This is a genomic window from Sulfitobacter sp. GN1-4 (assembly GCF_055693825.1).
In genome coordinates, this window is sequence record NZ_JBVFUQ010000003.1 from 1,616,745 (window position 1) to 1,642,670 (window position 25,926).

Below are 25,926 nucleotides of genomic sequence, written 5' to 3' on the forward strand. Positions count from 1 at the left end.
CATTATATCTGCCCTTTATGCGCCAAGGCCCCGGAGGTGATCCGGGGCCTTCAGCGTCTGCACTACGCTTTCCTGCCACACTCCCAACAAACGGCGCGCGCACCACTGCAAGCCGCGCTGCAAACCTGCAAGATCGCGCCAATAGTAGGTGTTTCCCCCATACATTTGCCCGCCTCAGACCGGCACAACTCTCCTTACAGAACATTTGTTAATCCAATGGAGAATTATCATGGCAACCGCATCTGAAATTGGCGAAATTATTAAACTCTACGTCGGCTACTATAACCGTGCGCCTGACCCTGTCGGGCTGAACTTCTGGATCGATGCCTTTGACAACGGCTTTGACCTGGACGCGATGGCTGACGATTTTTCAACGCAGGCAGAAACGCTGGCGAATTATCCTTTCTTTGAAAACGAAAACCCAAGCGATGCAGACTATGGCAGCTTTATCGATGCGGTTTATCAGAACCTTTTCAACCGCAACCCTGACGAAGCGGGCAAAGCCTTCTGGGTGGAAAAGCTAGGCTCGGGTGAATTTTCCGTGGGCCAGGCCATCAGCTTGATCATCGAAGGGGCCACAACCTCACCTGATCAGGATGTGGTGGCAAACAAAGTGGCCGTGGGCCGCGATTTTTATAACGATACCAACGCCTTGCCCACTTACGACTTTGATGCAGATGACATCGAGGCCGCCACAGCCATTCAGGCGGGCGTGACCGAAGACCCCGCAACCATTACCGCAGCGGCGGCGCAGACAGATGCCTATGTCGCGGTGATCAGTGCCGACGAGGGGCGCACCATTACCTTGACCCAAAGCACCGATGCACCCGGTGGCACCACGATGGGCGCAGATACCCAAGGTGGCTCGGGCGACGACACCTATTCCGGCACAGTCGAACAGGGCGGAAACGGCACATTGCAGAACGGTGATACCATCGCGGCAGCAGGGGGCGATGATACGTTGGACGTGCGTTTGGTCAGCGGCGCGAACCTGTTTCTGTCGGATGTGGTCACGCTGAATGCGACTGATCTGGAAAACATCAATGTGACCAACCAGGTTTTCGGCGGTTCGCAATTCATCCTTGATCTGCAAGGCACCACGGGTGAGCAGGCGCTGACCTCCTTTGGGGGAGAGGTGAACACAACCCTTGTCTTCGAAAATGTCGATGAAGGCACTCCTATCCGCATGGTCGAAGCACTTGGCAGTGTTGGTGTCGGCTATAACGGTAATCGCGAAAACAGCACGGACGATGCCTTTTCCCTGACGATCGAGGATTCAGGCACAGAGGCCCGCAGCGCGAGCTTTTTCCTCAGCGAAGGCGGACTTTCCAACCGGGACGAAACCTTTGAGATTGCGAACTTAAACGTGACCGGCACCCAGGCCTCCTTCCTGACCCTGTCTGACGTTGGGCCGACGGATATCAATGTAACAGGTGATCAAAAGCTGTACCTGCAGGCGCTGTCAGGCGATCTGGATGAGCTGGTGAGTGTTGATGCCGGTGGCATGACCGCAGGCGGTCTGGAGCTGATCGCCACCGATGTCGAAGCCAATGATTTTGCCTTTACGGGCAGCGTCGGGGACGATGCTTTGCAGCTGAGCGATACGCTTCTTGAGCAATCCAACGCGCTGCAACTGGACGGTGGTGCCGGCATCGATAAGCTGATTGTCAGCAGCCTGAACAGCGACATCGACGGAGCGGTCAATCAGGCCAGCGGGTTTGAGCAACTGGAAGCCAAAAGCAATACATCCCAGCTTGATGCGGGGGAATATAACGACATCCACACCTTCATCCTGAACCAAACCGGCACGGGCAACGCTCAGTTCCGGGGCATCGAAGACGAAGATCGCTTTATCTTTGTTGATGATGCGGTGGGCACAGATGAGACGCTTTATTTTGAGGCTGACACAGTGGGTCAATCCCTGACGTTTGAGCTGCGCAGCAGCGAAGAGGACGGTGGCGCAATCTCCATCCGGTCGGAAAGCAGCAACGGCAGTGCGGCAGCGGTTGGATTTTCTCAGGATGCTCAGTTCAGCAGTGTGACGGTCCATTCGACCGGTGAAGGCGACAGCGCCAACGTCATTCGTGGCGTCGATACCGGCAATGGTAACCACTATGCCTTCGACAATGAAAATGGCCCGACAAACTTCCTGATCACCGGCGATCAGGGGCTGATCATCACGGCAGAAGAAGGCGTGGCACTTACCTCTAGCGACAAGGAATCTGGTTTCACCGACAGCGTTAACCTGGACGGCTCTGGGGCCACAGGGGACCTGCGCATCGCGGGCTCTAACCTCAACGACCGGCTGGAAGGTGGATCGGGCGACGACATCATCTACGGCATGGGCGGCGATGACGTGATGGTTGGCAATGAAGGTGCAGATCAGTTCCGCCTTTCCAACTGGGACAGCACGGATGAGATTGTGGATTTCACCAGCGGTGAGGACGTGGTCGGTTTGCAGCGGATCGACTTTGCCAATACCGCAGAAAATACAAATGGTCGGAGGTTGGACGCCGAAGACTATGTGGAAAACATCCAATCCATCAGCCAAATCAGCGCCGCAGAGGATGCTACACTTGTCGAACTGCAAACTGCGCAAAGTGAAACGCAGATCGAAGAGACAACCCTGCAAAGCGATGTTGAGGCCTATGTCATGGTGTTCAATTCCAGCAGCGGCAAAGGTGAGCTTTGGTTTGATGCAAACTGGGCCGATGTGGACGACCGCGATCATGTCGCAACCTTTGATAACGTCGACACATTGGTAGATCTGGTCGGCTTTTCAAACACAGACTTTGTTGAGTACGAATTCTGATCTGTCAGAAAATCTCAGCAAAGTGCCGCGCCCCCGCCATGAGGGCGCGGCATTTTCTATTCAAAGGGAACCGTCAGCGACACCGCGAAGGCTGTGCTGTCTTCGTCCTCTTCGCGCAGCTGGGCCAGCCCCACAGACAGCGTCAAATCGTTGTCAAAGGTATAATCCAGCCCAAGCGCGATCAGATGGTCGGTTGAGGCGTCAGCGATGCGGCGCTGGGAATAGGCGGCGCTATAGGTGAAATCTCCGCGCGTCAGGCTGGCCCCGATGGTTGCAACGCGGGCGTTGGCCTCTTCGCCTTCCCAGCCGGAAAAGCGCGCATATTCGGCCATCAGCTCAACATCTTCACCCAGTGCATGGGTGACGCCCACGGCGATGCCAGTTTCATCGCGGTCTTCGTCACCTTGCGCCAGATGACGCAGGCCGAAATGCAGGGTGGTTGCATCAAAGTCGCGATCATATTGCAGGGCAAAGTTGTTCAGCTTGCCCGTGTTGCCCACCCCGCCTTCGGACAGATCATTGCGGCCTCTGCGTGTGCCGAAACTATCGCTGAGCCGTGTGTCGTCTGGATAGAACGCGGCCAAGCTGAGCACACCGCCGCCAAGCTCAAATTCAGCCACCACGCCGATGGCTTCTTCGATCTCATAATCATCGGCGATATCGGCACCGAAATATCCCGGTGCGCTGTCCCAGGCGGACCCAAAAGGAACGCTTAGCTTGCCGACGCTTACCGTGACGGGATCAAGATCAAAAGACAGGCCAAGTTCCCCGACATAAAGGCCCAGGTCCCTAAACGCGCGGTCCTCTTCGGCGTCTGTCACGCTTTCGAAGCTAAGGCTGGTGAAAATATCGATCCGATCGCTGATGGCAAAAAGCAGGTCAACCTCAGCGCTTAGAAAGACGTCGGACACCTCATCATCGGGATCATCCGCGCTCAGAATGGCCTCTACGCCAAACTCAAGCTCAGCCTCGATTGAAAAACCAGCATCAGCGTCATCATCATCGGCCAAGGCCATTTGCCCCAAGAGCATTGCCGCAGGCATCACAACGCCGCCCAAGATCCATTGGCTGTTCATGAAGGCCACCTTCATCCAAACTGTGTTGCGCCCAGCAGGCCGGAGCCTGCACGGCTTGTCAATCTCACTTTGCGCGGTGTTTTGCAGGCTAAGGTCCTGCCCCTAAAGGAACCGATGCTCTTCCAATAGTCCTTCTTGCAGGGCCTTGGCCATCAACGCGGCCATGGAGTTGACACCGAGCTTTGCCATCAGGGAGCCGCGGTGCTTTTCGGCGGTCTTGATGCTAACGCCCATAAGCTCCGCAATTTCGGCGTTTGTCTTGCCTGCGACGATCATCGTCAGCGTTTGCCGCTCACGTGGGGTAAGATCGCCAATAGGCTCGGCATCGCCCAGAAGTTCGACAAGCGCCGTATCCACATGCCGCCCGCCGCTCATGATGAGCGGTAGCTTTGCGAAAAGCTCAGAATGATCAGACGCTTTTGAAAAAGCCCATCCACGCCACTTTCCACGATGCTGCTGAGCAACCCAACAGAGGTGACCGCCGTCAACACCACGATGCGGGTCTCAGGGCTCCACCGGCGGATATCGGCAAGGATTTCTGCCCCCGATGCCATTGGCATGGACACATCAAGGGTGATCAAATCGGGGCGTTCGGTTTTCACCATGGTGATCGCTTCAAGCCCGTTGGTTGCCTCTCCTATCACCTTGATCGGGCGGCTGTTGACCATCTCTTGCGCTTCAATTGCGATGCGCAGGCCTGTGCGGACGATCTGATGATCATCTGCGATAATCGCACGAAAGTGCTGCGATGTTGCGGTGTTCATGACAGGATGCCCCATAATGAGCTGGCCGATTCACAAGCACCTTATGCGATTGAGCGCGATTTTTCAGCGCTTTAACGTCGCTGTGCTGTTTTGGGCTGTGACGGCACGGGGCACGTTGGCCGATGTCACAGACGATGATGACGATGACTATGACCCGCTGCCGGGCCGCACGGCTGAGCAGATCGAAGCGCTGGTTTTCAATTTTGATGAGGTGGTGGAGACGGTCATCCTTTATACGGCCCTGTTCGCGCTCTTGATGATCCTGTTGGCGCTGGCCGGATCGATGCGGATGCGCCGGTGGGTCGGATATACCGTTCTGGCGATCCTGAGCCTTGCTTGGTTTGCATGTTTTGAACAGCATGCAACGGGGATCTACTGGATCGGGCTGAACCCGCCGGTGGAGGTGCTTTTGATCATCGGCACGCCGATCATCTCAGCCCACTTCGTGCTCGCCTCTTGGTATGTGCGGTGGCGCAGGATGCGATGGCTTTTGGTGGGGCTGGCGATCTTGCCGCCAGTGGCCTTGGCCCTGTCGTGGTCCAACACCGGCAATGCCGTCCCGCAAAGCCTGATTGCGCTGGCGCTTTTGGCTGTGGCCGCCCACCTGCTGAGCATGCCGGGCTATCAGCCGGGGCCAAGCCCAACGGTCTATACCCGCCGCAACGGGTTTGTGGTCAGCATTGCCTTGGCGCTGACAGCCTTCATTGTCTTCGGTGAACTGGACGAAGGCCTGGATGCAAGTTTCGCCATCCGCAGTCTTTTTGTCGCTGTGGTGGTCCTCTTTGCCTATTTTCTGGTCCAATCCGTGGTGAGCATCCTGCAAGAGCGCGATGCGTCCCAGCGCCGTGCCCTGGACATCGCCCAGCGGGAAGCTGAGAAGGCAAAGGCGCTGCTGGAGGCTGAAAAGAAGTACGCACGCGCCAAGGAAGCCGCGCGAAGGCATACGCTGCGTCTGGCCACCGCTTCGCATGACATTCGCCAGCCCATCACCTCTTTGCGCGCAACGATGGCGGCAATTGCCAAGGATCAGTCTTTGGATGTGCAACATCAGCTGGGCGCTGCTTTTGATTATCTGGACCAGCTTGCACAAAGCTACATGGAGACGGATGAGCCGCCCAATGCCCCTGCGCCAGAGCGGTCTGAGGATGGGAAAGAACGCATCTCTACGCGGATGCTGGGCGAAACGCTCGACCGGATGTTTCGCAAAGAAGCAGAAGGGAAGGGGCTGGTGTTTGACGTCAGCGTCCAAGATCAGATCATCCGCGTGGCTCCCTTGGTGCTCACCCGCATCCTAAGCAACTTGCTGTCCAATGCGATCCAGCACACGCAGGCAGGGCAGGTGAGCCTGACGGCCGCAGAAGACACGCGCGGCTATGCCTTTGTCGTGCGCAATTCCGCAGCGATGCCTACGGGTGTCGATGGGGCGGATGTATTTGTTCATGGCGCCAAGGGAGAGACCTCAGACGGGTCAGGTTTTGGGTTGGCCATCATTCAACAGCTGTCAGAAGCAAGTGGGCTGAAGATTGACTGGCAAAGTGATGCCGATGTCGGGACGGTCTTTACGGTTCTGGTGTGATCTATCCTTCTCTCAGCGCTGAATGCGTCTCGCCTCAAGCGGCGCGGGTTTCCTGACATTGGTACAGCGCGCATCACCACTGGAATAACAAGTTGCCCAAAGGGCGTATGACCCACTAGCCTGCTTGCATGACCTATCCCCGCAATCAGTTTGGCCCGCAATCAGGCGATGCCGCCGCAGGCATTGAAATCACTGAAGAGTTTGAACAATTCGCGCAGCGTAATGATGTCTTTACCCGTGCGTTCTGGGATGAGACGGTCAAATCCAAAGCTGCCGATGCCTTTTTTGCGTCCTACCGGATGGAGGCGACGCCGCGGCGTGGCGATGGCTTTACCCAGCGCGACTTTGCGCTGAGGAATGCGTCTTGGCTGATCTCTGACGTGATGACGGAACGTTTTGCAGATCAAGGGCGGCGCGAGGGATTTCAAGCGCCCATCAGCTATGACACGCCGGTGGCCCCCATGCAGCTTCCGGTCGAAGATCCGGCCGCCATGACGGCAGAGGTCAAGCGCGTTGCAAAGTTCTTTGGCGCAGACCTGTGCGGTGTGACGGAGATGGACCGCAGGTGGCTTTATGCCACCCGTGTCGACACACGGGATTTGTCAGAGGCCCCGAATGATCTGCCGGCAGGGATGACGTCAGTGATTGTGCTGGGCCATGAAATGGACGCAGACCTTGTGGCCACCTATCCGTCGGCTTTGGCAGGGGCAGCAACCGGGCGTGAATATTCACACGAAGCCGCCATCGTGATGCAGTTGGCCGCCTATAGTCGTAACCTGGGTTATGAGGCGGTCGCCTCCATGAACGACACCGGGCTTGTGATCCCCTATGCGGTCAAAGCAGGTTTGGGGGAATATGCGCGAAACCAAATGGTCATCACGCCTGAGTTTGGTCCAAGGCTGCGGTTCTCCAAGATCTTCACAAACCTGCCCTTGGCCCATGATGCCCCCAAGCCGCAAGGCGTCCGGGCGTTTTGTGACATCTGCACCAAATGTGCCGATGCCTGTCCGGTCAAGGCGCTGCCTTTCGGGCCGCCCGCGGTTGGTGGCACCAACGCTTCGGCCATAAAGGGCGTGCGCAAATGGACGTCGGACGCGGAGAAGTGTTTTAGCTTTTGGGCAAAGACATCGACGGATTGCGCGATCTGCTTGCGCGTCTGTCCGTTCAACCGGGACTTTAGCAGATGGCACCATCGGGTCTGGCTTAAGCTGGCGTTATCGTCATGGCGCAAGCTGGCCTTGTGGTTGGACCGAAAAAGGGGCGCGCGGGTGAAACCCGCCACGTGGTGGCGCGGGTAGCGTTCTGCTGCGTGGCCACCATGGTGTCCGCGCAGCACTCTCAACCCTTTGGGCAAACTGCTACCACATGTCTTGATAAAGGCTAACAATCTCTTGAGCCGTGGGAACCTTGGGGTTGTTGGCGGGCGAGCCTGAGGCGAGCGCTTGTTCAGCCATCAGCGTCAGCATCGCCTCATCCACCTGGTGCCCAAGATTTGTTGGGCTGGGCACGGCCAGGTCTTGGTTCAGCTGGCGCAACCCCTCCACCAGTTTTGCACAAGCGGTGATGTCGGTGTCAGCTTGGGTGGCCCACTGCATGGCCCTTGCGCAATCAGCGTAGCGCTTAGGTGCGGCATTCACCGAAAAGGCTGTCACCGTGGGCAACAACATCGCATTCGACAGCCCGTGGGCGACATGGAAATGCGCCCCGATGGGGCGGCTCATCCCGTGAACCAGCGCGACAGACGCGTTGGAGAACGCCATCCCCGCCTGAGACGCGGCCAGCATCAAACTCTCGCGTGCCTCCGCATCGGAAGGATCAGTATAGGCGCGCCTGACATAGCGGGCGATCAATGGCATTGCAGACAGGGCAAAGGCGTCAGTGTAGGCGAAAGCCTTGCGGCTGACATAGGCCTCAATCGCATGGGTCAGGCTATCCACAGCCGTATCCGCTGTGATGCGGGCAGGCTTGCTCAGCGTAAAGGTCCAATCAATAAGGGCAGCCGTCGCCACACAGGCAAGCCCCGACAGATTGTATTTCTCAGGGCTTTGCGTGTCGGTGATCACACACCAGCGCGTCAATTCAGAGCCAGTGCCACCGGTCGTCGGGATCAAGACAATGGGCACGCCGCAGCGGTCAATTTGGGCGGGCGCTTTGTAGTCCCGCACATGGCCTGGATTTACGGCCATAAAGGACACTGCTTTGGCGGTATCCATCGGGCTGCCGCCGCCAAAGCCAATGACGCAGTCGAAGTCACCGGCGTGAAACACGTCAAGTGCTGCGTCCAAACAGACATCTGTGGGGTCTTCGACCACCTGATCAAAGACGCCGCAGCTGATGCCGCTCTTTGCCAGGACGTCGGTCAGTTGGCCAAGGTATAGCCCCGCGACGGTTGGGTCCGTGACGATCAAAGGCCGGCAAAGGCCAAGTTGGTCCAAAACCTCAGCCGTTTCGCGCGCGGCACCGCCGCCGATGCGGATGATGCGTGGCGATTGCACGCGTCCAATTGAGCCTGTTTCCATGGTTGCGCCCCCTTGCCGCAAAAAATCGCAGACGGCAGGGGCAAACAAGTGAAAACTGTCCGCTGAACGCACGGGCTGGATTATCGTAAGACAATCGGCGGCCTCAGCCCATTGGCCATGCGCAACCTATCAGAATGAGGCCACGCCGCCGGGTGAAGGTAGACAAAACCACGCTGAAACCCGCCAAGACGGCTAATAAATTTGCGACATTTCGTACCATGCTGCGGGTGCAGAAATTTCAGAAAAATCGTTTTAATTCAGATGCGGCGCCTGCAAAATGCGGCGTTCTGCATACAGTGGTATTCATTTAAGTCATTATTTTCATTTGATTTTTTATTCTGCGGCGTCAGTTTTTAGCGTGCTACAGGAGGAACATGTATTATGGATAAGTTGAACGTAGAGGCATGGATCGGCCGCGAAACGTTGACCCGGGGCTGTGTGACAGCACCGCAAGCCCGTCAGATACATGCGACTTTGGGCGAAGGGGATGCCCCGGCAGACGGCGAAGCGCTGCCGTTGTTGTGGCATTGGTGTACCTTCCCAACCGTTGTGCAGAACGCATCGCTGGGCAAAGACGGCCATGCGCGAGGATCAAACTTGTTGCCGCCCGTGCATTTGCCCCGCCGCATGTGGGCAGGCGGGTCGCTGTCCTTTCACCGGATGACCCACGTGGGCGAGATGTTGGAGCGACGATCCCGCGTGCATTCGGTCACAGAGAAAATGGGCGGTGCCGGACCCATGGTGCTGGTCACGCTCAGCCATCAGGTCTGGGGCGAGGACGGCCTGGCGATCGAAGAAATGCAAGACATCGTCTATCTGGAAATCCCCGACAGCTTCACGCCTCCGGCGAAGCGGCCCGTACCGGCGCCAGTCACCGAAAGCGTTGAAACCCCAGAGACGTTGCTTTTTCGCTATTCAGCACTGACCTTCAATGCGCACCGGATCCACTATGATCTGCCCTACACGCAAGAGGTCGAAAAATACCCAGGCCTGGTGGTTCACGGCCCCATGCAAGCCACTTTCCTGATGCGCGCCGCCACACGTCACAAGGGCAGGCCGCCCTTGTTTTTCGATTTTCGGGGCGTGCACCCGATGTTTGCGGGCACGCCTTGCGACATCGCCCTACAAGAAGGGGATGAGGGGCTGCAGCTTTGGACGGGGCAGGGCGGGCATCACTGCATGCAGGCCAACGCGGTCTGGGAGCAAAGCCAATGAGTGTTCTGTCAGGCATGCGCGTTGTCGAAGGGTCCGCCTTTGTGGCTGTCCCGCTTGCGGGGATGACCCTGGCGCAAATGGGCGCGGAGGTCATACGTTTTGACCGCATCGGCGGCGGATTGGATGCAGGCCGCTGGCCGGTGGCCCCAAACAAACAAAGCCTGTTCTGGGCGGGAATGAATAAGGGCAAGAAATCCATCGCGGTGGACATGAAATCGCCCGAAGGGCGCGAATTGATCTCAGACATCGTGACAGCGCCTGGCCCAAACGCGGGGCTGTTCCTCACCAATCTGCGGGTCCGGGGTTGGATGGACTACGAAACCTTAAGCAAGCGGCGCAAAGACCTGGTGATGGTGACACTGACAGGGGACCGGCATGGGCGGCCACAAGTGGACTACACCGTCAATCCGTCGTTGGGCATTCCGCATATGACCGGTGCTGAAGGCGATACAGATCCGGTTGCCCACGCGCTACCTGCTTGGGATCTGATTGCGGGCAACATGTGTGTGTCAGCGCTTTTGGCGGCGGAACGGCACCGGTTGCTGGGCCAAGGCGGCCAGGAGGTTGAACTGGCTTTGAAAGATGTTGCTGCGGCCACGTTAGGCCATCTTGGCATGATCGCGGATGCGACGCTAAACGGCGCGGACCGCACAAAGGCGGGCAACGCCCTTTATGGTGCTTACGGCCAAGACTTTGTCTGCGCTGATGGCGTGCGCGTGATGGTGATTGGCCTAACTGCGCGGCAGTGGTCTGGGCTGGTGGCGGCGACCGGTACGGAAGATAGCATGCGCGTTCTGGAACGGCGGTTGCGCGTTTCGCTGGCGGAGGAAGGCAACCGCTGGACCCATCGCCACGAGATTACCAAGATCCTCAAACCCTGGTTCGAGGCGCGCAAGGTTTCCGATTTTGAGGCAGAGTTCAACAAACGCGGTCTGACCTGGTCAAAGTTCCGCACTGTCAAAGAGGCTTTGGCAGAGGATACCGATCTCAGCACCGAAAACCCCATGTTCGCTGATCTGCATCAGCCGGGTGTGGGCTCCTATCTGACCCCGCGCCATCCTGCCGCGTTTTCGCAAGTGCCCAACCAAGAGGCCAGCCCGGCACCGGTTCTGGGCGCGCATACTGAGGAAATTCTGGGCGATCTTTTGGGGCTTGGCGACCGCACGATTGCGCGCTTGTTTGACCAAGGTGTGGTGGATGCACCAAGGCGGCGCACGCAGCAGTCCGCAGCTTAACGGCCTTTTATCGCAGGCTGGTGGGTTGGTTGGCTCTTCACATAATAAGGCTATGCATTTTGGCGGTTTCCTTGAAGCTCACGCCACAGACCGATGGGATTCGGTCGCGGTTTAAGCACTTGGGGCCTTTATGGATAAGACACTGATTATCGTTCTGGATTCCTTTTCAGAACGGGTTTTTGAATACGACAACGTCACGCTTTTCGACTACGGGTTTTTTAACGAAGTAACCGAAACAGACACGATCGCTGGCGGTTACGGCAACGTGGATGTCAGCGAAGTTACCTTCACCGATGAGCTGGGCGGCTTTTACCGCGTCACGCCGGACGATACCCTCTACAGCATCGACCGCGACATTGATCTCATCAGCCAGACCACCACCCAGGATGCTGACGGCAACGATGTGATCACCTCGGTCTATTCGGATTTCATGCGGGTGGATCAGGACGAAGAACCTGATCCGCAGCATGGCGATTGGGTCATCGAAGCCATGCACCAAGCGCTTGAGGATCCCACCAAAACGGAGATCCTGGCCATCGACCTCGACGCGATTGCCATGATGGCCCAATGGGGGGTCGCGGTTGAGCTGCGGGATGTGGAGCTTGATGGCGAGACATTTCTTGAACCCGAGCTGGTCACGACCGTCTTTGACTTTCTTGAGGTCAATGACGTCCGGTTTAACGATCAAGCCCAGAATTACTATTTGCCTTCTGTTCTGTCCGCCTCTTTCGGGTTGGACCAGGTCTATGAAGAAGAGGTGTCAGCGCTTTCCTATCTGGAAAGCTATGAGGTGCCGATTTTCCAAGCATCGGCCAACACCGGGCAGGGCGGTGTTGATTGGGGCAGCGTTTATGAAACGGTCGTCAATGTGGGGGCCTGGAACCAGACGCCAGACGGCGAGCTTTTGGTATCCTCAGTCGAAAGCCTGCCGAACGTCGATATTGCCGGCAACGGCTATATTGAGAGGGCCGATTGGGGGTCAAACTTTGGTACGTCCTTTGCCACGCCAACATTGGCGGCTGAATTCACAAACCTGGTCAATGACATCATCACGGATCTGAATGCCCAAGGGCAGCGGTTGCAGGATTTTGATGAAACAACCTTTGTTCCGCCAGCCTATTCGCAACTGGTTCAAAACGCGGTAAGCGCGCTTTCCACGAATGTGGAATTGACCTTTGAAAACAGCGCGTTGCCCTCAGAAGTGGTGGCCATCAGCACCGCCTCCATTGAAAAGCACGGGCTGGATCCGGTGATCGTTCCCCTGTCTGGGGACGGCCTTCAGGGGAGCGAGTTGGCATCGGTGGTGGTCGTGCCCCCCAGCACCACGCCAAGTGACGCCGCCGACATTCTGACGGGCACCGCAGGTGATGATATGCTGTCCGCGCTGGAAGGCGACGACACGCTGACCGGCGGGACAGGCAATGACAGTCTGGACGGCGGCGTGGGCACGGATGTGGCGTTCTTTTCCGGTGCCCAGAGCACTTATACCCTGACGCTGACACCTGACAGCACTGTGGTGACGGACCGGCGCGCCGATGGCAATGGCACCGATACCCTGACCAGCATTGAGCGGCTTGATTTTGAGGCTGACATTTTCCGGACGCCCTTTGATCTGGAGACCTTTGGCGGGGTTAGCACTTTGTCTGCTGAAAACTTCGAAAGCTTTATTGAGCTTTATATTGCCTACTTTAACCGCGCACCTGACGCGATTGGGCTTAACTTCTGGGGCACAGCCTTTGCAAAGGGCACGACGCTGGATGAGATGGCCAGCCTCTTTGTCGGACAAGAGGAAACCGTCGCGACCTATCCAGAAGGCACCACAAACGCCGAATTTGCCACGGCGGTTTACGCCAATGTCCTTGGCCGTGCCTCAGATCAAGAGGGGTTTGATTTTTGGGTTGCCGAACTGGATTCAGGCCGTGTGGACCGCGACACCTTTATCCTGCGCATTCTGGAAGGGGCCAAATCTGAGCTGAAGCTGGAAGAGGGGCAGGCCTTTGTCGATCAGCAATTGGCTGACCGCGCCTATCTTGAAAACAAGGTGGATGTGGGGGCCTATTATGCGGTGCATCAGGGCATGTCTGATGTGCAGAACGCAGCGGCGGCAATGGCGCTTTTTGATGGCTCACAGGAAAGCATCGGTCAGGCAATTGCCGCGATTGATGGTTATGCCCAGCAGGCACAAGATGCCGATAACGGTGCGTTTTTGATGCAGGTTGTGGGCGTCTTGGACACCCCGTTCATCGCCTAATCTGACGTCATTGGCTGAGGCACAGATGCAGCCTCAGCCGATGGCCCAAAGCCAGAACCAAACGGTAATGATAGAGGCCCCCGTGGCGATCAGCACCGAAGAGGCAGCGACCCGCCGCGCGCGCCCGTACATATTGGCAAAGATATAGGCGTTAAACCCCGGTGCCATCGCAGCCGTCAGCGCGGCGGCCCGGAATTCTGCCTGCGCCAGCGACAGCGTCTGGCCCATGGCATAGGTGATGGCCGGGTGCACCAGCAGGGCAATGCCGCAGACCATCGCAATGGCCTTCATGTCGCCCTCAGGCCGGTATTGGATCAACACGCCACCCAAGGCGAAAAGGGCCGCCGGCAAAGCGGCCCGAACGATCAGCGACAGCGCGTCATCCACCACCGACGGGATTGTGAGGCCGGAAAGGTTCACAGCAAACCCCGCCAGGATGCCAATCACCAGCGCGTTGCGAAACATCGCACGCCCCACGGCGCGCACCAGCATCACGCCAGATTGTCCGCGGTTGCGCACAAATTCCATCACGGTGATGCCCAACCCATAGCAAAACGGCGAATGAAACGCGATGATCGCGTAGTTGCCCGCAAGCGCATCAGGACCATAGGCGCGTTCCGCGATGGGCAATCCCAACAGGACGGAGTTTGAAAAGAGACAGCAAAATCCAATGGCAACGCTGTCTTCCCAGTCGCGTCCAAACAAAAGGCGTGCGCCGAAAATGCCAAGCGCAAAACAGATGCCTGCGCCGGTGTAAAAGCTCAGCAACAGCCCGCCGTCAAAGGTGGCATCAAGATCAACATTGGCGATGGCCTGGAACAGCAGGCAGGGGATGGCGAAATTCTGGGTGAACCGCATCACCCCATCAATCCCCTCCATCGGGAACAAGCCGCGCCAGACGGCCACATATCCAAAACCGATCACCAAAAAGACCGGCAGGATCACGTCAAGAAGGGTTTGCACAGCGTGCTTTCTGATTGGCTGTCTAAGGCAGCGGGAAGGTCAGGGTCATGCCATCATAGGCGGGGTGGATATGCGCGGGCGTCTCAGCCGCGATCGTGCGGTAATCCAGATCGTTATGCATGTTGGTCAGCACAGCCTGATCCGGTGCCATGTCTTTGATCCATCCCAAGGTTTGATCGAGATGGCTGTGCGTGGGATGCGGATCCCGGCGCAACGCGTCCACGATCCAACAGCGCAGACCCGTCAGGTGCGGCCACACATCATCGGGGATTTTGGCCACATCCGGCAAATAGGCGATGTCATCAAAGCGAAATCCCAGGGCATCCATGCCACCATGATTGACCAAGAAGGGCGTAAAGCTGAGCGTGCCGCCAGGCCCGTCGATCTGCACGTCACCGGTGATGTCATTCATATCCAGGATCGGCGGATACATTGATCCTTTGGGCTGCACAAAGGCGTAGCCAAACCGTTCAATCAATGCGGCCTTTGTCGGGGCGTCCGCCCAAACTGGCAGGCGTGCGCGCATGTTGATCACGATCATCCGCAGGTCATCAAGCCCATGCACATGATCGGCGTGCGAATGGGTATAAAGCACCGCATCAAGCCGCCCAACATCCGCCGCCAGCAGCTGGCTCCGCATGTCCGGAGAGGTGTCGATCAGCACGCTGGTGCGGCCATCCTCTGTCTGGCGTTCGACCAGGATGGAACACCGGCTGCGCCTGTTGCGCGGCTCATCCGGGTCGCAGGCCCCCCAGTGACCGCCCAGCCGGGGCACGCCACCAGAGGATCCGCAGCCAAGGATGGTGATCTTGACCTCAGCCATCACGCTGCCGCCTGAAAGCTGGCTGCTTTGGAAAAGAGCTGGTCAAAATTGCGTTGGGTCTGTGCGGCGAACTCTGCGTAATCCATGCCAAAGGTTTCGGCCGCCCGGCGCGCGGTATGCGCGGTATAGGCCGGTTCATTGCGTTTGCCGCGATGGGGCGGTGGCGCCAGATAGGGCGCATCGGTTTCCACCAGAATGCGCTCCACCGGGGCTGCGGCAAAAATCTCGCGCAGCTCGTTTGATTTGGGAAAGGCGGTGATGCCGGACATGCTGAGGTAGAACCCCAGATCCAGCGCGGCCTTGGCCAATGCGGCAGAGGAGGAAAAGCAATGCATCACACAGGAATAGGCGCCGTTGCGGTATTCCTCGCTCAGGATGCGGGCCATGTCGTCATCCGCATCGCGGGCGTGGATGATCAGCGGCAGGCCGGTCACGCGCGCGGCGTCGATATGGATGCGAAGCGATGTCTTTTGAATGTCGGCGCTGTCAGCGGTGTAGTGATAATCCAGACCGGTCTCTCCGATCCCGACCATTTTGGGATGTGCGCTCAGGGCGATCAGCTCATCCACTGTGACCAACGGTTCTGAGGCTGCAGACATCGGATGGGTCCCTGCGGCAAAGAAAACGGGCGCATGGGCTTCTGCAATCGCTTGCACCCCTGCAAGGTTCGCCATTTTCGTGCAGATCGTCACCATGCGTGTCACGCCAGCCTCAGCCGCATTTGCGATGACTTCCGGCAACCGCCCTTCGAAGTCCGGGAAATCAAGATGGCAATGGCTGTCGGTTATCTGGGGTGCGTCGGTCATGCCTGTCCGTGAATGTTAGCGCGGGGCAGCATCGCCCATCTTCTGCAGGGTATCTAGGACCAGCGCAGCAGGGTCAAGGTTGACGGCCAGGCCATGCTGCACCCGGGCCGAGACCTCTTGCGCCAAATCAGCCCATTTGCGCCCCTGTTGCGGTGTTGGTGCCAGCCGCATCATCAACGCGGCCTCGCCGGGGGCGGCATCCACCGCGGGAGGCTGGCCCAATGCGCCCGTGCGCGCAAGACGGCTGAGCATCAAATCGACAAGTGAGAAAAGCAGCACGAGTTTTTCTTCCGCCCCCGCTGCGCTGCAGCCTCGGCCAGTTTGATGGCGCGCGCGCGGTCCAGGCGGGGCAGGGTATTCATCAACCCAATGAGTTCGGCATAAATCTGCAGTCCCCCCATCAGCGACAGCCGCATCGCACCGCCAACTGAGCCGCCTGAAAGGTCCGCAAGGGCCGCTGGATCACCTTCAAGCGCTGTGTCAGATAGCGCAAAGGCTTCGGCCATCTGCGCCGCTGTGAGGGTCCCCAGACGCAGCGTGCGGCAACGGGAGCGGATCGTTGGCAGCAAGCTTGACGGCTGATGGCTGAGCAGCAGCAGTGTCGCGCGCTCGGGCGGTTCTTCCAGCATTTTCAGCAACGCGTTGGCTGCGTTGACGTTCATTTCATCGGCGTCATCAATAATCACCACCCGCCGGCCGCCGTCGGCGGCTGACATCTGAAAGAACCCGTTCAAGGCGCGGATGTCATCGACCACGATCTGTTTGCGCATCCGCTTTGTGTCTGGGTTGATGGTACGGGTGACCGATTTCAAGGCGCCTTCCCCGCCAGAGGCGATGCGCCGGGCCACGGGATGATCTGGATCTATGTCCAAGCTGTCGGGGGGCGGGGCTGCAAACATCCCGCCGTCATCCTCAGGTGTGGCCAGCAAAAAACGCGCGATCCGCCAGGCCAGAGTAGCCTTGCCCACACCGCGCGGGCCTGTCAGCAGCCAGGCGTGGTGCAGTTTGCCTGCGTTAAAGGCATCCAGAAAAACACGCTCAGCCGTTTCTTGCCCGATCAGACGCGGCGTATCACGGGGGTGCAACGCACCGTCGATCCGGTCAGGTTGGGGGGCATCATCACTCATAAGGCAGGGTGTAGCATGTTTGCCAAGAGAGGAAAGAGCATCGCCACGCCATCTCGCGATGCCCGGTCTGGTGCAGGTGGAGTGCAGATAGTGGGGAGCATAAGATCGGCGTGCTAATGCGCCGTCATCTCAGGGGCGAACCGGCTCACTCCGCCAATCGGGACATAACGGTTGAGACGACATCTTCATGCACCGCTTGCAGATCACGGCCCCCGTCAATCACAACAAATCGCTCGGCAAACTCATCTGCAAGGGACAGAAACCCTGCGCGCATGGCGGTTTGCAGATCCTCACCAAAGGCCTCAAACCGTTCATCGGCGGTTTGCCGGGACAGCGCGCGGGACAGCCCCTGGCTTGGATCCATATCGATGAGCAAAGTCAGGTCAGGCTCGATGCCAATCATCAACTTGTGCAGCTGATCCACGGTGCCGCGTAAATCTCCGCGCGACAGCCCCTGATACATGCGCGTTGAATCTGCAAACCGGTCACAGATCACGATCTTGCCCGCGGCAAGAGCCGGTTGGATGGTGCGTTCCAGATGATCGCGCCGGGCGGCGGTAAACAGCAACAGCTCCGTCTCAGCGGACCAGCGGTCAGGCTCGCCTTGTAGTACCAAGGCGCGGATCTCCTCGGCCCCGGTTGATCCGCCCGGCTCACGGGTCAGGATCACATCCCGGCCCAAAGGCACCAGATGGTCGTGCAGCATCCGGGCCTGCGTGGACTTGCCTGACCCGTCAATGCCTTCAAAGCTGATAAAGAGGCCCTTGCCGCTCACGAAGCGTCCTGCGGCCCTGCGTTCAGCCGTGCAAAGAGATAGCGCGCAGCGGCCGTGACCTTGACCATAAAACCACCCGGCTCAACGGTCTGGGAGGCCACGAGTGGGACGCGCACTTCTGGCAGGTCTTCCCGTTTCAAGATCAATTCGCCCAAGGTATCGCCCTTTTCCACGGGGGCACGGAAGGGGCCGTTAAAGACAACTTCGCCGTCAATGGCACCGCTTGTGGTGATCGGGGCCAGCACGGTCAGATCTTCGGCCAGCTCCAGGCCAACGGTGGGTTGCGCGCCCATGGACACTGGCGCTTGTGCCAACTGCGTGCCTGCGGTGCCCAAGGACCGTTGGCTGAATTGGCGAAACGCCCAGTTCACAATGGCCTCGGATTCGCGCGCGCGGTCTGCAACGCTTGTCAGACCAGAGATGACAAAGATCACCCGGCGGTCGCCTTGCTTGGCGCTGCCGACAAGCCCATACCCGGCCTCTTTGGTATGGCCGGTCTTAAGGCCGTCTGCCCCAATATCGAGCCCCAGAAGTGGGTTGCGGTTGAACCGGTTTGCACTTTCGTTTGCGTCAAAAAGAAACTCGCGCTCAGCAAACATGGGGTAGAACTGCGGGAAATCCGTGATCAGCCGGTTCGCCAAAAGCCCCAGATCCCGCATCGACATACGGTGGCCAGGCTTAGGCCAGCCATTGGAATTCATGAAGGTCGAATTGGTCATGCCCATCTGCTGTGCGCGCATTGTCATGTCGCGTGCAAAGCGGCTTTCAGTCCCCGACAAAGCCTCGGCCAACACAACACAAGCGTCATTGCCAGACAGCACGATGATCCCGCGCAGCAGGTTTTCGACCGTCACACGCTCCCCTTCTTGCAAGAACATCGTTGAGCCGCCGTAGCGCGCGGCATCCGCAGAGACCAACAGCTGTTGGTCCAGCTCCAGACGGCCTTTAGCGACCGCCTCAAACCCCATGTAGAGGGTCATCAGCTTGGACATGGAGGCAGGCGGCAGCGGCTCATCCGCGTTTTTGGACAGCAGCACCGTGCCTGTGGTCTGGTCGATCACATAAGCGGCGGTCGCCTTCGTCTCAAACGCAAAGAGAGATGTGGTTGTAAGGATCAGCGCCAGGCTGGCAGCAAGGAGGCGGATCATGATGCGAGAAGGCTCCTATCAGTTGCTCACGGCATAGGCGTCTGAGAAGCCCTCTGCCTTGATGGCTTTGGTCAATGTGTTGAGTTCAGATTTCGTGGACGCAGGGCCAACAACAACCCGCCAGAAGGCTTTGCCGTTGATCTCAGACTTTTTGACAGTTGGGATCATACCAGCGCCGCGCATTTGCTTGGCGGCACGTTCCGCGTTGGCTTCGACGCTGAAAATGCCGATCTGCACAAAGGGTTTGGGCAGGGATGAAGTAGGCTTAGGTGCTGCAGGTTTCGGCGCAGGGGCCGCTGTCTCGGGTGCGGCATCAATCGCAGCGCCCGCCGCAGCAATCGGATCCAGCGTCGTTTCAGCAACATCTGCGGGGGCTGCAACCGCATCCACGGTCTCTTGCGGGGTTTCGTCAGAAACAACCGGTGCCGCTTCGCGGCGCAGTGCTGTTACATTAAGCGGGGCGGGGGCACCTGCAAGGATGCCCAACGCGGCCGCGGCATCAGATGAGATTTGCAGTTTTGGCCCCGGCAGATCGCGTTCTTTGCGAAAAAGCGCGCCGATCACAAATTTGTTGTTGGCCTGGTTGCGGATGATCACCCGCTCAGGCTCGGTCACATCTGGATGTGCTACCCAAACACCGCCCAGCGACGGCCTGCCATCCCAAAGCCCTTCATCCGTGGCCGAAAAAACCTCTGGCGCTTCCACGTCCCGTTCAACCACTTGCCCCGAGGCGGTGGTGGCAGCAGCGGCATTTTCAGAGCCGCCTTGCGGGAACGGCAAGCTGAATTGCCCGTTTTCATCACAGCCAGCGATCAAAGCCACGGCAATCGCCAAGGCGCTGATGCGGCCTGATCTTTTGAGGATCCCTGAATTGATCGCTATGTCCATGGTACTGCTCGTCATGGTCACATCCTTGCCTGCGGGCCGTTTCGGCCTCATCCTGACCGCAACTTGCGGCACACCACTTGGTCCCCTGCAGGGGATCTTGGCGCTACACTAGCCTGCTACGGGGTGTCTGAAAACCCTGCGCGCGCGGCATCGGCAAATTTCCACGATTTGGAAATCCGCATTCTGAGGCAATTGCCTATTTGCCGAATCAAAAATTGCGGATTAGGACGGGCGGACTGCGGAGGTTTGGCAGAGTGGTCGAATGCACCGGTCTTGAAAACCGGCGGGCGTGAGAGCGTCCCCAGGGTTCGAATCCCTGAGCCTCCGCCAGTTATTCTGTGAGGGCTGTTGGTGCCAAATGGCGGGCTCTGACCCCCAGAATGTAATTCCCACTCATCATCGCTGATTGAGCGCGCAAGCGAGCCTTAGCTCAGGTCAGACCGGTCACACGAAAACATCAAATACCCTTAGGCGCATGGCATACCTAAAGACCCTCAAAAGCCCGCGCGCCACCCTGCCACCAAATCCGCAGGAGGCAAAACCCTAAGACCGGTTCGCATTTGCCGCAGGCAGCAGACCGTCCGGTCTCCACAACAGCAGGGCGATCACGGAGCCCAGCACAATAGCGTCGCGGTAGGGGGCAAGGCTATCTGGGAGGAAGGCTTGCAGCAGCACCTCTAACGCGCCGACGATAAAACCGCCAAGCACAGCTCCACCAAGGCTGCCCAGGCCGCCAAGGACCGTCGCGATAAAGGCTTTGAGCACCGGGAAAAAGCCCATGATCGGATCAACCGATCCCCGTTGCGCCGTCCAAATCACAGCCGCCACTCCGGCCAAGAGCCCCGACAGCGCAAAGGCCACTGCAACCACGCGATTGGCCTTGATCCCCAACAGTTTGAGCATCTCAATGTCTTCGGCGGCGGCCCGCATGGCCATGCCGATCGTCGTGCGGCGCAACACATAGGTGAGGCCCGCGAGGGCGGTCAGCGTGACGATGATAGAGACGGTCGGGATGATGCCAAACGTGGTTTGGCCAATCTGATAGGTGCCCGACCAGGAGGCCGGAAAAGAAATCGGTACAGGCCGCGCAGAGATCCCGTTTTGAAACAACACCTTCAGGATTTCCGACACCGCAAAAGACGTGATCAGCAATGCAACAACATCGGCGCCCCGCATTGCGCGAAAGGCGGTTCGTTCCATTGCCATGGCCATGAAAACCGCGGCCCCCAGACCTATGGTCATGGCCGCAACGGGCGGCATGCCAAAGCTCATGGCCAGGAAAATGCCATAGCCGCCGAAGGTCATGATTTCACCATGTGCGAAGTTGATCAAACGCACGATGGAAAACACAATCGCCAAGCCCAAAGCGAGCATCGCATAGATGCCCCCAAGGCTCAGCGCGTTGATGAGTTGTTGAAAGAGAATATCCACCGATCACGCCGCCAGATAGGCGGCTTGCAAGACCGCGTCATTTGCAAGATCCGAAGGTGCGCCTGCCGCCGCAACCGTTCCATTGGCCAGCACGACCGCATGATCAGCAATATCAAGCGCCAGCGCCGCGTTCTGTTCCACCAGCAGGATAGAAATGCCAGCCGATTTCAGCTCTTCAACAATGTCGAAAATCTGATCGACCACCTGTGGGGCCAGGCCCAAAGACGGCTCATCAAGCAACAACAGGCGCGGACCGCTCATCAGGGCGCGGCCAACGGCCAGCATCTGCTGCTCGCCTCCTGACAAAAGCCCGGCCATTTGCTGGCTGCGTTCGCCAAGGATCGGAAAGCGTTCCTTCATCTCAGCCACGCGCTTGGCGCTGAGCGTGTCATCGCGCAGGATTGAACCTGCGAGCACGAGGTTTTCTTCCACCGTCAGCTGCGCGAAAATGCGCCGCCCTTCGGGTGAAATGGCCACGCCCGCCCGCACAATGGCGTCAGGCGCGGCCCCTGTCATATCTGTGCCAAACAAGGAAACAGCCCCTGACGCGACGGGCAATGCACCAGCAATGGCCATCACGGTCGTGGTCTTGCCCGCGCCATTGGCCCCCAAGAGCGCGGTGATGCCGCCCTTCGGGACGCTCAAGTCAATGCCCTGCACCGCATGGATGGGACCATAGCGTACATGCAGCCCCTGAATATTAAGCGCTGTTTCCATTGTGCTCAGACCTTACGGTTGCGGCAGGACAGCAGGATCCGCCGTGCTGCGCAGGACGAACTCCTTTTCGCCTGCCGCGCTGATCCGCGCCACCACAACGTCGCGCAGTGGCATGCGGTCTGTGCCAGCAAAGGTAAAGTTGGACATGATGCCCTCACCATCCTTGATCTCTGCCATGGCAGCGGTCACAGCGGCAGGATCGGTTGTGCCTGCTGCAGCCACGGCATCCTCAATCATATGCGCGATATCGCAGCCGTTGACATAATAGTTGTTGTCCGGCGTCGTCCCGGTTGCCGCTGTGAAACGGTCAATGAAATCCGCATAGGCGGAGCCTTCGTCGGGGAAGCCGCCTGAGGTATGGGTGACGCCTGTCACAACATCGCCCAGCCCGCGGACGGTGGGCGAATCCAGGACGTCACCGCCCATCACTTGTGTCTCAACGCCGGCACCGCGCAGCGCACGGATAAATGCCGGAAAGTCTGGCTCCCACGCCCAGGTGACGATGACGTCAGGGGCATCATCCGCATTCTTGATTGTGGTCACGATTGCGGAAAAGTCAGGCTGGTTCAGCGAATAGCTGCTTTCGCCGACCACAGCGCCGCCAAGGGTGGAGAAGGCTTCGCCAAAGTATTCAGGCCCGCCCAGCGTATAGGCGCTGTCTGGGGATTTCACCAACCAGACCTTCTCAAATCCCAGTTCGCGGGCGTGGCCTGCCAGCACGGTGGCCTGTTGGTTGTCAGCGGGATAGCTGCCAAAGACATGCGGGCCCACTTGCGTCAGAACGGGTGCCGTGCCCGCGAATGTCATCGTCGGGATGCTATCGGCGGCGGTGATCTGAGCCGCTGCAATGGTCGGGTCCGCGTCAGCGGAGGCCACGATGAATTGCGCGCCGTCGTCGATCATTTCCTGCACAACCTTGACGCCCTCGGCGATGTCTGAGCGCGTATCGCGCACGATCAGTTCAACGGGCGTCGTGCCGTTGAGGCCGCCATTGGCATTCATCTCGTCGATGCAAAACTGAAAACCGGCATAAGCTGGCCCGTCATAGGGCGCCAGATAGCCCGATTGCGCGGACATGACGCCGATCTTGTAGCCGTCGGCCATCGCCGCGCTGGCCAGGCCGGTCACGAGGGCGGTGGAAATGAAAAGTGTGTTACGGATCATGATGGTACGTCCTCTGTTGGTTGATTTTAGCTAGGTTCGCTTATTGCTGCTTTTGGGCGGTGCGCCCTTTGCCGATATAGGCCTCAATGACTTTGGGGTCTGAGCGCACGTCTTCGGGCGTGCCTTGGGCGATGACGGCACCTTGGTGCATCACCACAATCCAGTCCGACAGGCGGTTCACGAACCGCAAGTCGTGGTCGATCAGTAAGACGCCAATGCCGCGCGTCCGGCCAACATCGGTCAGGCGGTCTGCCAGATCATCTGTTTCGCTCGGGTTCATCCCTGCGGCGGGTTCGTCCAGCAAAAGGATCTTGGGGTCCTGCGCCAGCGCACGGGCAATCTCCAACCGCTTGCGCGCACCATAAGGCAGGCCATCGGCGCGGTATCCGGCAACATCGCCCAGATCAAAGGCACTGAGCTCGCGCAGGGTGATGGCAGCGGCGGTCTTGCGGTCATGCCCGGCGGCCAGAGCCGCGACGAGGACGTTTTCATAGGCCGTCAAACCGCTGAAAAGACGCAAATTCTGAAAACTGCGCGAAACGCCGTGGCTTGGCACCTTGTGATGGGCGATGCGCGTCAGGTCGATGCCGCTGATTTCAGCAGAGCCCGTATCGGCCTGGTAGGCGCGGGTGAGCAGATTAACGAGGGTGGACTTGCCCGCGCCGTTGGGGCCAATCAGCCCCGTGACGCGGCCCGTCGGGGCTTCAAAACTCACCCCTCTGACGGCTTTGACGCCTGCAAAACTCTTGGACAGGTCGGAAGCCTTGAGCGTGGCAGGGGACACAGGTTCAGGGGGTGTGCTAGGTCTGTTTGCGATTTCAGACCTTTGAGCATGCGCGCATCTGCGCCGGGGCCGAGCTCAAACCCTCCGACAAGGCCTTGTGGCCGTGCCCAGATCACCAGCAGGATGGCCAGCCCTAGGACAATTGTGGTTAGGCCAAAAACCTCTGGCAAAGGTATGCCCAAAACGGTTGCGCCGCCTTCAAACTGACGCACCGTGTCTTGCAGCAGCGTCACAGCAATCACGCCGACAACTGCGCCGCCCACCGATGCCATGCCGCCAACGATCATCATCACGACTTGCGCGAACACCAGCCCAAGATAGAAAGACGCAGGCGAAAACGCCCCCAGCATATGGCCGTAAAGCGCGCCTGCGATGGTGGCCATCGCCCCTGATGCACACCACGCGAAAAACCGCGTGCGCCGGGCGTGGATCCCCAAAGCGGTCGCTGCATCCTCATCGTCACGCGCCGCGCGCGCAAAAAGACCCCACCTGCTTTCGCGAAACCAGCGTGCCAGCAGGATCGCGACCACCGCCGCGCCAAGCGCCAGCGCCAGATCCGTGACCCGTGGGACGCCGTAGAATGTCTGACTGCCGCGCGTAATTTCGCGCGCGGCGATGGCCACGCCGTGGGCGATGATCAGCAAACCCAGCGTCGCAATCGTGGCCGAGGCCCCCACAAGCCGCGCGATGGCGCTGCCGGTGACAGCAGCAAAGCCCAGACCGGCCAAAGCGACCAAAGGCAGCGACAGCCAGATCGTCACCTCATGCCCTGCCAGAAACGCCGGAAGATCTGGCAAGGCAGAGCGTTGCAGTCCCGCAGGCATGGTCAGAATGCCCGACAAATAGGCCCCCAGCGCCAGAAACGCGCCATGGCCAAATGAGACGATGCCGGTGTTGCCGCAATAGATGGCAAGAGCCACAACAGCGACGACGTTAACGCACATCTGTACAGCAATACGTTCGCCGGTGCGCCCGAAAATCGCGGCCAGGCCTGCCACCACCACCAGCAGCACCGCAACAGCCGCTACGGTCCGCAACACGTTCGATGCGCGCAGCCGGCTGGGATGGGCGTGAAGGCCTGCGTCGGTCATTGGCTGGCCCCGTCGATCGAGGCCACGATGGCCCCTGCAAGCCGGTCGGCCCAGGCGTTTATGCCTGCCTGAGTGACAAGCTGATCGTTGCGAATTTCAATCAGGCAATGCGCCAGATTGCGCCGTTCGGCATGTGCCGGAATGAACCAATCGCCCTCTGTTTCAATCTGGTAGGGCTCATTCACCGCAAGCAACAGTTCGGGGTGCTGCCGCGCGATATGATCCATCAAATGCTGCGCGACACCGGTTTGTGCACGGCTGAGAAAACCTGCATGCCACGGCCTCTCGGTTCCATTCATAAGCGGCGTGTAGGAGTGGATCGAAAACGCCGCACGCCGTGGGAAGTGCAGGAAAAGCCGGTTCAACGCCGCATCCATCGGGCGAAAAATCTCATCCACGCGCATGGCGCGCGCTTTGTCGGTCAGGGTGGCGTTGCCCGGCACCGGCTCTTCATCGCTGATCGCTGGGATTGCCAGATCACTTTGGGGCGGGCGGTTGCAGTCCAGCACCAGCCGCGAATAGTTCTGGATCACCAGGGGCGCTTGCAGACGTTCTGCCAATGCACGCGCCAGGGCCTGCGCGCCGATGTCCCAGCCCCTGTGGCTTTCGATCACGGCGCGCGACATGCCCAAATCACCAAGAGCCGCCGGTATTGCGTTGCCCGCATGTTCGCACAACAAAACGATGTCTGAGGCACGGTCAGCGCCGACAACTTCAATCGGCACAGGGTCTTTCGGCCCTAGCAGGGTTTGCAACTGCAT

General features: G+C 58.9%; 22 protein-coding genes, 1 tRNA gene and 1 pseudogene. 7 read left to right on the forward strand and 17 right to left on the reverse strand.

Going from position 1 to position 25,926, the window contains the following annotated elements:
• Positions 1–229 precede the first annotated feature (229 nt).
• Entirely contained in the window at positions 230–2,812 is a 2,583-nt protein-coding gene (locus tag ACZ1HM_RS08490; protein ID WP_472742386.1) for a DUF4214 domain-containing protein, read from the forward strand.
• A gap of 56 nt (positions 2,813–2,868) precedes the next feature.
• Here ACZ1HM_RS08490 and ACZ1HM_RS08495 read toward each other — a convergent pair whose 3' ends face one another.
• The 3 genes from ACZ1HM_RS08495 to ACZ1HM_RS08505 form a co-directional block, all read right to left on the reverse strand.
• Positions 2,869–3,888 carry a porin family protein gene (locus tag ACZ1HM_RS08495; RefSeq protein ID WP_472742387.1) on the reverse strand — a complete coding sequence of 340 codons (1,020 nt, stop codon included), beginning with the start codon at positions 3,886–3,888 and terminating at the stop codon, positions 2,869–2,871.
• A gap of 102 nt (positions 3,889–3,990) precedes the next feature.
• Complete coding sequence (locus ACZ1HM_RS08500) at positions 3,991–4,263, reverse strand: response regulator transcription factor (protein WP_472742388.1); 273 nt, start codon at positions 4,261–4,263, stop codon at positions 3,991–3,993.
• On the reverse strand, positions 4,260–4,652 hold the full coding sequence (locus tag ACZ1HM_RS08505; protein ID WP_472742389.1) for a response regulator: 393 nt from the start codon (positions 4,650–4,652) through the stop codon (positions 4,260–4,262). Before ACZ1HM_RS08505 ends, ACZ1HM_RS08500 begins: the two co-directional genes overlap by 4 nt.
• A 16-nt stretch (positions 4,653–4,668) precedes the next feature.
• Here ACZ1HM_RS08505 and ACZ1HM_RS08510 point away from each other — a divergent pair, with 16 nt between their 5' ends.
• Together ACZ1HM_RS08510 and ACZ1HM_RS08515 are read left to right on the forward strand one after the other, a co-directional pair.
• Positions 4,669–6,228, forward strand: coding sequence for a sensor histidine kinase (locus tag ACZ1HM_RS08510; protein ID WP_472742390.1), 1,560 nt, complete (start codon positions 4,669–4,671; stop codon positions 6,226–6,228).
• Between the two features lie 128 nt (positions 6,229–6,356).
• Positions 6,357–7,526 (forward strand): 4Fe-4S double cluster binding domain-containing protein, encoded by a 1,170-nt coding sequence (locus ACZ1HM_RS08515; RefSeq protein ID WP_472742391.1) that lies wholly within the window; start codon positions 6,357–6,359, stop codon positions 7,524–7,526.
• A gap of 60 nt (positions 7,527–7,586) precedes the next feature.
• Here the strand turns inward: ACZ1HM_RS08515 and ACZ1HM_RS08520 are convergent, their stop codons facing one another.
• Positions 7,587–8,747, reverse strand: a complete 1,161-nt coding sequence (locus ACZ1HM_RS08520) for an iron-containing alcohol dehydrogenase (RefSeq protein WP_472742392.1) — start codon at positions 8,745–8,747, stop codon at positions 7,587–7,589.
• A 381-nt stretch (positions 8,748–9,128) separates the two neighbouring features.
• Between ACZ1HM_RS08520 and ACZ1HM_RS08525 the strand changes: the two genes are divergently transcribed.
• From ACZ1HM_RS08525 to ACZ1HM_RS08535, 3 genes are all read left to right on the forward strand, one after another.
• Positions 9,129–9,962, forward strand: a complete 834-nt coding sequence (locus tag ACZ1HM_RS08525; RefSeq protein ID WP_472742393.1) for an HTD2 family dehydratase — start codon at positions 9,129–9,131, stop codon at positions 9,960–9,962.
• Complete coding sequence (locus tag ACZ1HM_RS08530; protein ID WP_472742394.1) at positions 9,959–11,197, forward strand: CoA transferase; 1,239 nt, start codon at positions 9,959–9,961, stop codon at positions 11,195–11,197. The genes ACZ1HM_RS08525 and ACZ1HM_RS08530 overlap by 4 nt, the downstream gene beginning before the upstream one ends.
• 130 nt (positions 11,198–11,327) lie before the next feature.
• Positions 11,328–13,448 carry a DUF4214 domain-containing protein gene (locus ACZ1HM_RS08535; RefSeq protein WP_472742395.1) on the forward strand — a complete coding sequence of 707 codons (2,121 nt, stop codon included), beginning with the start codon at positions 11,328–11,330 and terminating at the stop codon, positions 13,446–13,448.
• 33 nt (positions 13,449–13,481) lie between these two features.
• On the opposite strand, the gene ACZ1HM_RS08540 is transcribed toward ACZ1HM_RS08535, so the two are convergent.
• From ACZ1HM_RS08540 to ACZ1HM_RS08570, 7 genes and pseudogenes are all read right to left on the reverse strand, one after another.
• Positions 13,482–14,411 carry an AEC family transporter gene (locus ACZ1HM_RS08540; protein WP_472742396.1) on the reverse strand — a complete coding sequence of 310 codons (930 nt, stop codon included), beginning with the start codon at positions 14,409–14,411 and terminating at the stop codon, positions 13,482–13,484.
• A 22-nt stretch (positions 14,412–14,433) separates the two neighbouring features.
• Positions 14,434–15,234: an MBL fold metallo-hydrolase gene (locus ACZ1HM_RS08545; RefSeq protein WP_472742397.1), complete on the reverse strand. Its 801-nt coding sequence runs from the start codon at positions 15,232–15,234 to the stop codon at positions 14,434–14,436.
• Positions 15,234–16,040: a TatD family hydrolase gene (locus tag ACZ1HM_RS08550; protein WP_472742398.1), complete on the reverse strand. Its 807-nt coding sequence runs from the start codon at positions 16,038–16,040 to the stop codon at positions 15,234–15,236. The genes ACZ1HM_RS08545 and ACZ1HM_RS08550 overlap by 1 nt, the downstream gene beginning before the upstream one ends.
• Before the next feature lie 15 nt (positions 16,041–16,055).
• Positions 16,056–17,167, reverse strand: a pseudogene (locus tag ACZ1HM_RS08555) (DNA polymerase III subunit delta').
• 145 nt (positions 17,168–17,312) lie between these two features.
• The gene (gene tmk / locus ACZ1HM_RS08560; RefSeq protein WP_472742399.1) at positions 17,313–17,942 is read right to left on the reverse strand and encodes a dTMP kinase; all 630 of its coding nucleotides are present in this window, start codon (positions 17,940–17,942) and stop codon (positions 17,313–17,315) included.
• The gene (locus tag ACZ1HM_RS08565; RefSeq protein ID WP_472742400.1) at positions 17,939–19,090 is read right to left on the reverse strand and encodes a D-alanyl-D-alanine carboxypeptidase family protein; all 1,152 of its coding nucleotides are present in this window, start codon (positions 19,088–19,090) and stop codon (positions 17,939–17,941) included. Before ACZ1HM_RS08565 ends, tmk begins: the two co-directional genes overlap by 4 nt.
• A gap of 18 nt (positions 19,091–19,108) precedes the next feature.
• Positions 19,109–19,993, reverse strand: coding sequence for an SPOR domain-containing protein (locus ACZ1HM_RS08570; protein WP_472742401.1), 885 nt, complete (start codon positions 19,991–19,993; stop codon positions 19,109–19,111).
• Positions 19,994–20,218: 225 nt separating this feature from the next.
• On the opposite strand from ACZ1HM_RS08570, the gene ACZ1HM_RS08575 reads away from it, so the two are divergent.
• A tRNA-Ser gene (locus ACZ1HM_RS08575) sits at positions 20,219–20,308 on the forward strand.
• Positions 20,309–20,521: 213 nt separating this feature from the next.
• On the opposite strand, the gene ACZ1HM_RS08580 is transcribed toward ACZ1HM_RS08575, so the two are convergent.
• Genes ACZ1HM_RS08580 through ACZ1HM_RS08605 form a run of 6 tightly spaced genes read right to left on the reverse strand, consistent with a single transcriptional unit; the run spans position 20,522 to position 25,926 of the window.
• Positions 20,522–21,409, reverse strand: a complete 888-nt coding sequence (locus tag ACZ1HM_RS08580; protein ID WP_472742402.1) for a branched-chain amino acid ABC transporter permease — start codon at positions 21,407–21,409, stop codon at positions 20,522–20,524.
• 3 nt (positions 21,410–21,412) lie between these two features.
• Positions 21,413–22,126, reverse strand: a complete 714-nt coding sequence (locus ACZ1HM_RS08585) for an ABC transporter ATP-binding protein (protein ID WP_472742403.1) — start codon at positions 22,124–22,126, stop codon at positions 21,413–21,415.
• Positions 22,127–22,138: 12 nt separating this feature from the next.
• Entirely contained in the window at positions 22,139–23,290 is a 1,152-nt protein-coding gene (locus ACZ1HM_RS08590) for an ABC transporter substrate-binding protein (protein WP_472742404.1), read from the reverse strand.
• Between the two features lie 40 nt (positions 23,291–23,330).
• Entirely contained in the window at positions 23,331–24,005 is a 675-nt protein-coding gene (locus ACZ1HM_RS08595) for an ABC transporter ATP-binding protein (RefSeq protein ID WP_472742405.1), read from the reverse strand.
• Positions 24,002–25,165 (reverse strand): branched-chain amino acid ABC transporter permease, encoded by a 1,164-nt coding sequence (locus tag ACZ1HM_RS08600; RefSeq protein ID WP_472742406.1) that lies wholly within the window; start codon positions 25,163–25,165, stop codon positions 24,002–24,004. The genes ACZ1HM_RS08595 and ACZ1HM_RS08600 overlap by 4 nt, the downstream gene beginning before the upstream one ends.
• Entirely contained in the window at positions 25,162–25,926 is a 765-nt protein-coding gene (locus ACZ1HM_RS08605) for an N-formylglutamate amidohydrolase (RefSeq protein ID WP_472742407.1), read from the reverse strand. The genes ACZ1HM_RS08600 and ACZ1HM_RS08605 overlap by 4 nt, the downstream gene beginning before the upstream one ends.

Bases quoted from the DNA above. Each gene is read 5' to 3' on its own strand.
- ACZ1HM_RS08490 (WP_472742386.1), top strand. From the start codon at position 230: ATGGCAACCGCATCTGAAATTGGCGAAATTATTAAACTCTACGTCGGC.
- ACZ1HM_RS08495 (WP_472742387.1), bottom strand. From the start codon at position 3,888: ATGAACAGCCAATGGATCTTGGGCGGCGTTGTGATGCCTGCGGCAATG.
- ACZ1HM_RS08500 (WP_472742388.1), bottom strand. From the start codon at position 4,263: ATGAGCGGCGGGCGGCATGTGGATACGGCGCTTGTCGAACTTCTGGGC.
- ACZ1HM_RS08505 (WP_472742389.1), bottom strand. From the start codon at position 4,652: ATGAACACCGCAACATCGCAGCACTTTCGTGCGATTATCGCAGATGAT.
- ACZ1HM_RS08510 (WP_472742390.1), top strand. From the start codon at position 4,669: ATGAGCTGGCCGATTCACAAGCACCTTATGCGATTGAGCGCGATTTTT.
- ACZ1HM_RS08515 (WP_472742391.1), top strand. From the start codon at position 6,357: ATGACCTATCCCCGCAATCAGTTTGGCCCGCAATCAGGCGATGCCGCC.
- ACZ1HM_RS08520 (WP_472742392.1), bottom strand. From the start codon at position 8,747: ATGGAAACAGGCTCAATTGGACGCGTGCAATCGCCACGCATCATCCGC.
- ACZ1HM_RS08525 (WP_472742393.1), top strand. From the start codon at position 9,129: ATGGATAAGTTGAACGTAGAGGCATGGATCGGCCGCGAAACGTTGACC.
- ACZ1HM_RS08530 (WP_472742394.1), top strand. From the start codon at position 9,959: ATGAGTGTTCTGTCAGGCATGCGCGTTGTCGAAGGGTCCGCCTTTGTG.
- ACZ1HM_RS08535 (WP_472742395.1), top strand. From the start codon at position 11,328: ATGGATAAGACACTGATTATCGTTCTGGATTCCTTTTCAGAACGGGTT.
- ACZ1HM_RS08545 (WP_472742397.1), bottom strand. From the start codon at position 15,234: ATGGCTGAGGTCAAGATCACCATCCTTGGCTGCGGATCCTCTGGTGGC.
- ACZ1HM_RS08550 (WP_472742398.1), bottom strand. From the start codon at position 16,040: ATGACCGACGCACCCCAGATAACCGACAGCCATTGCCATCTTGATTTC.
- ACZ1HM_RS08565 (WP_472742400.1), bottom strand. From the start codon at position 19,090: ATGATCCGCCTCCTTGCTGCCAGCCTGGCGCTGATCCTTACAACCACA.
- ACZ1HM_RS08570 (WP_472742401.1), bottom strand. From the start codon at position 19,993: ATGACGAGCAGTACCATGGACATAGCGATCAATTCAGGGATCCTCAAA.
- ACZ1HM_RS08585 (WP_472742403.1), bottom strand. From the start codon at position 22,126: ATGGAAACAGCGCTTAATATTCAGGGGCTGCATGTACGCTATGGTCCC.
- ACZ1HM_RS08590 (WP_472742404.1), bottom strand. From the start codon at position 23,290: ATGATCCGTAACACACTTTTCATTTCCACCGCCCTCGTGACCGGCCTG.
- ACZ1HM_RS08600 (WP_472742406.1), bottom strand. From the start codon at position 25,165: ATGACCGACGCAGGCCTTCACGCCCATCCCAGCCGGCTGCGCGCATCG.
- ACZ1HM_RS08605 (WP_472742407.1), bottom strand. From the start codon at position 25,926: ATGCAGTTGCAAACCCTGCTAGGGCCGAAAGACCCTGTGCCGATTGAA.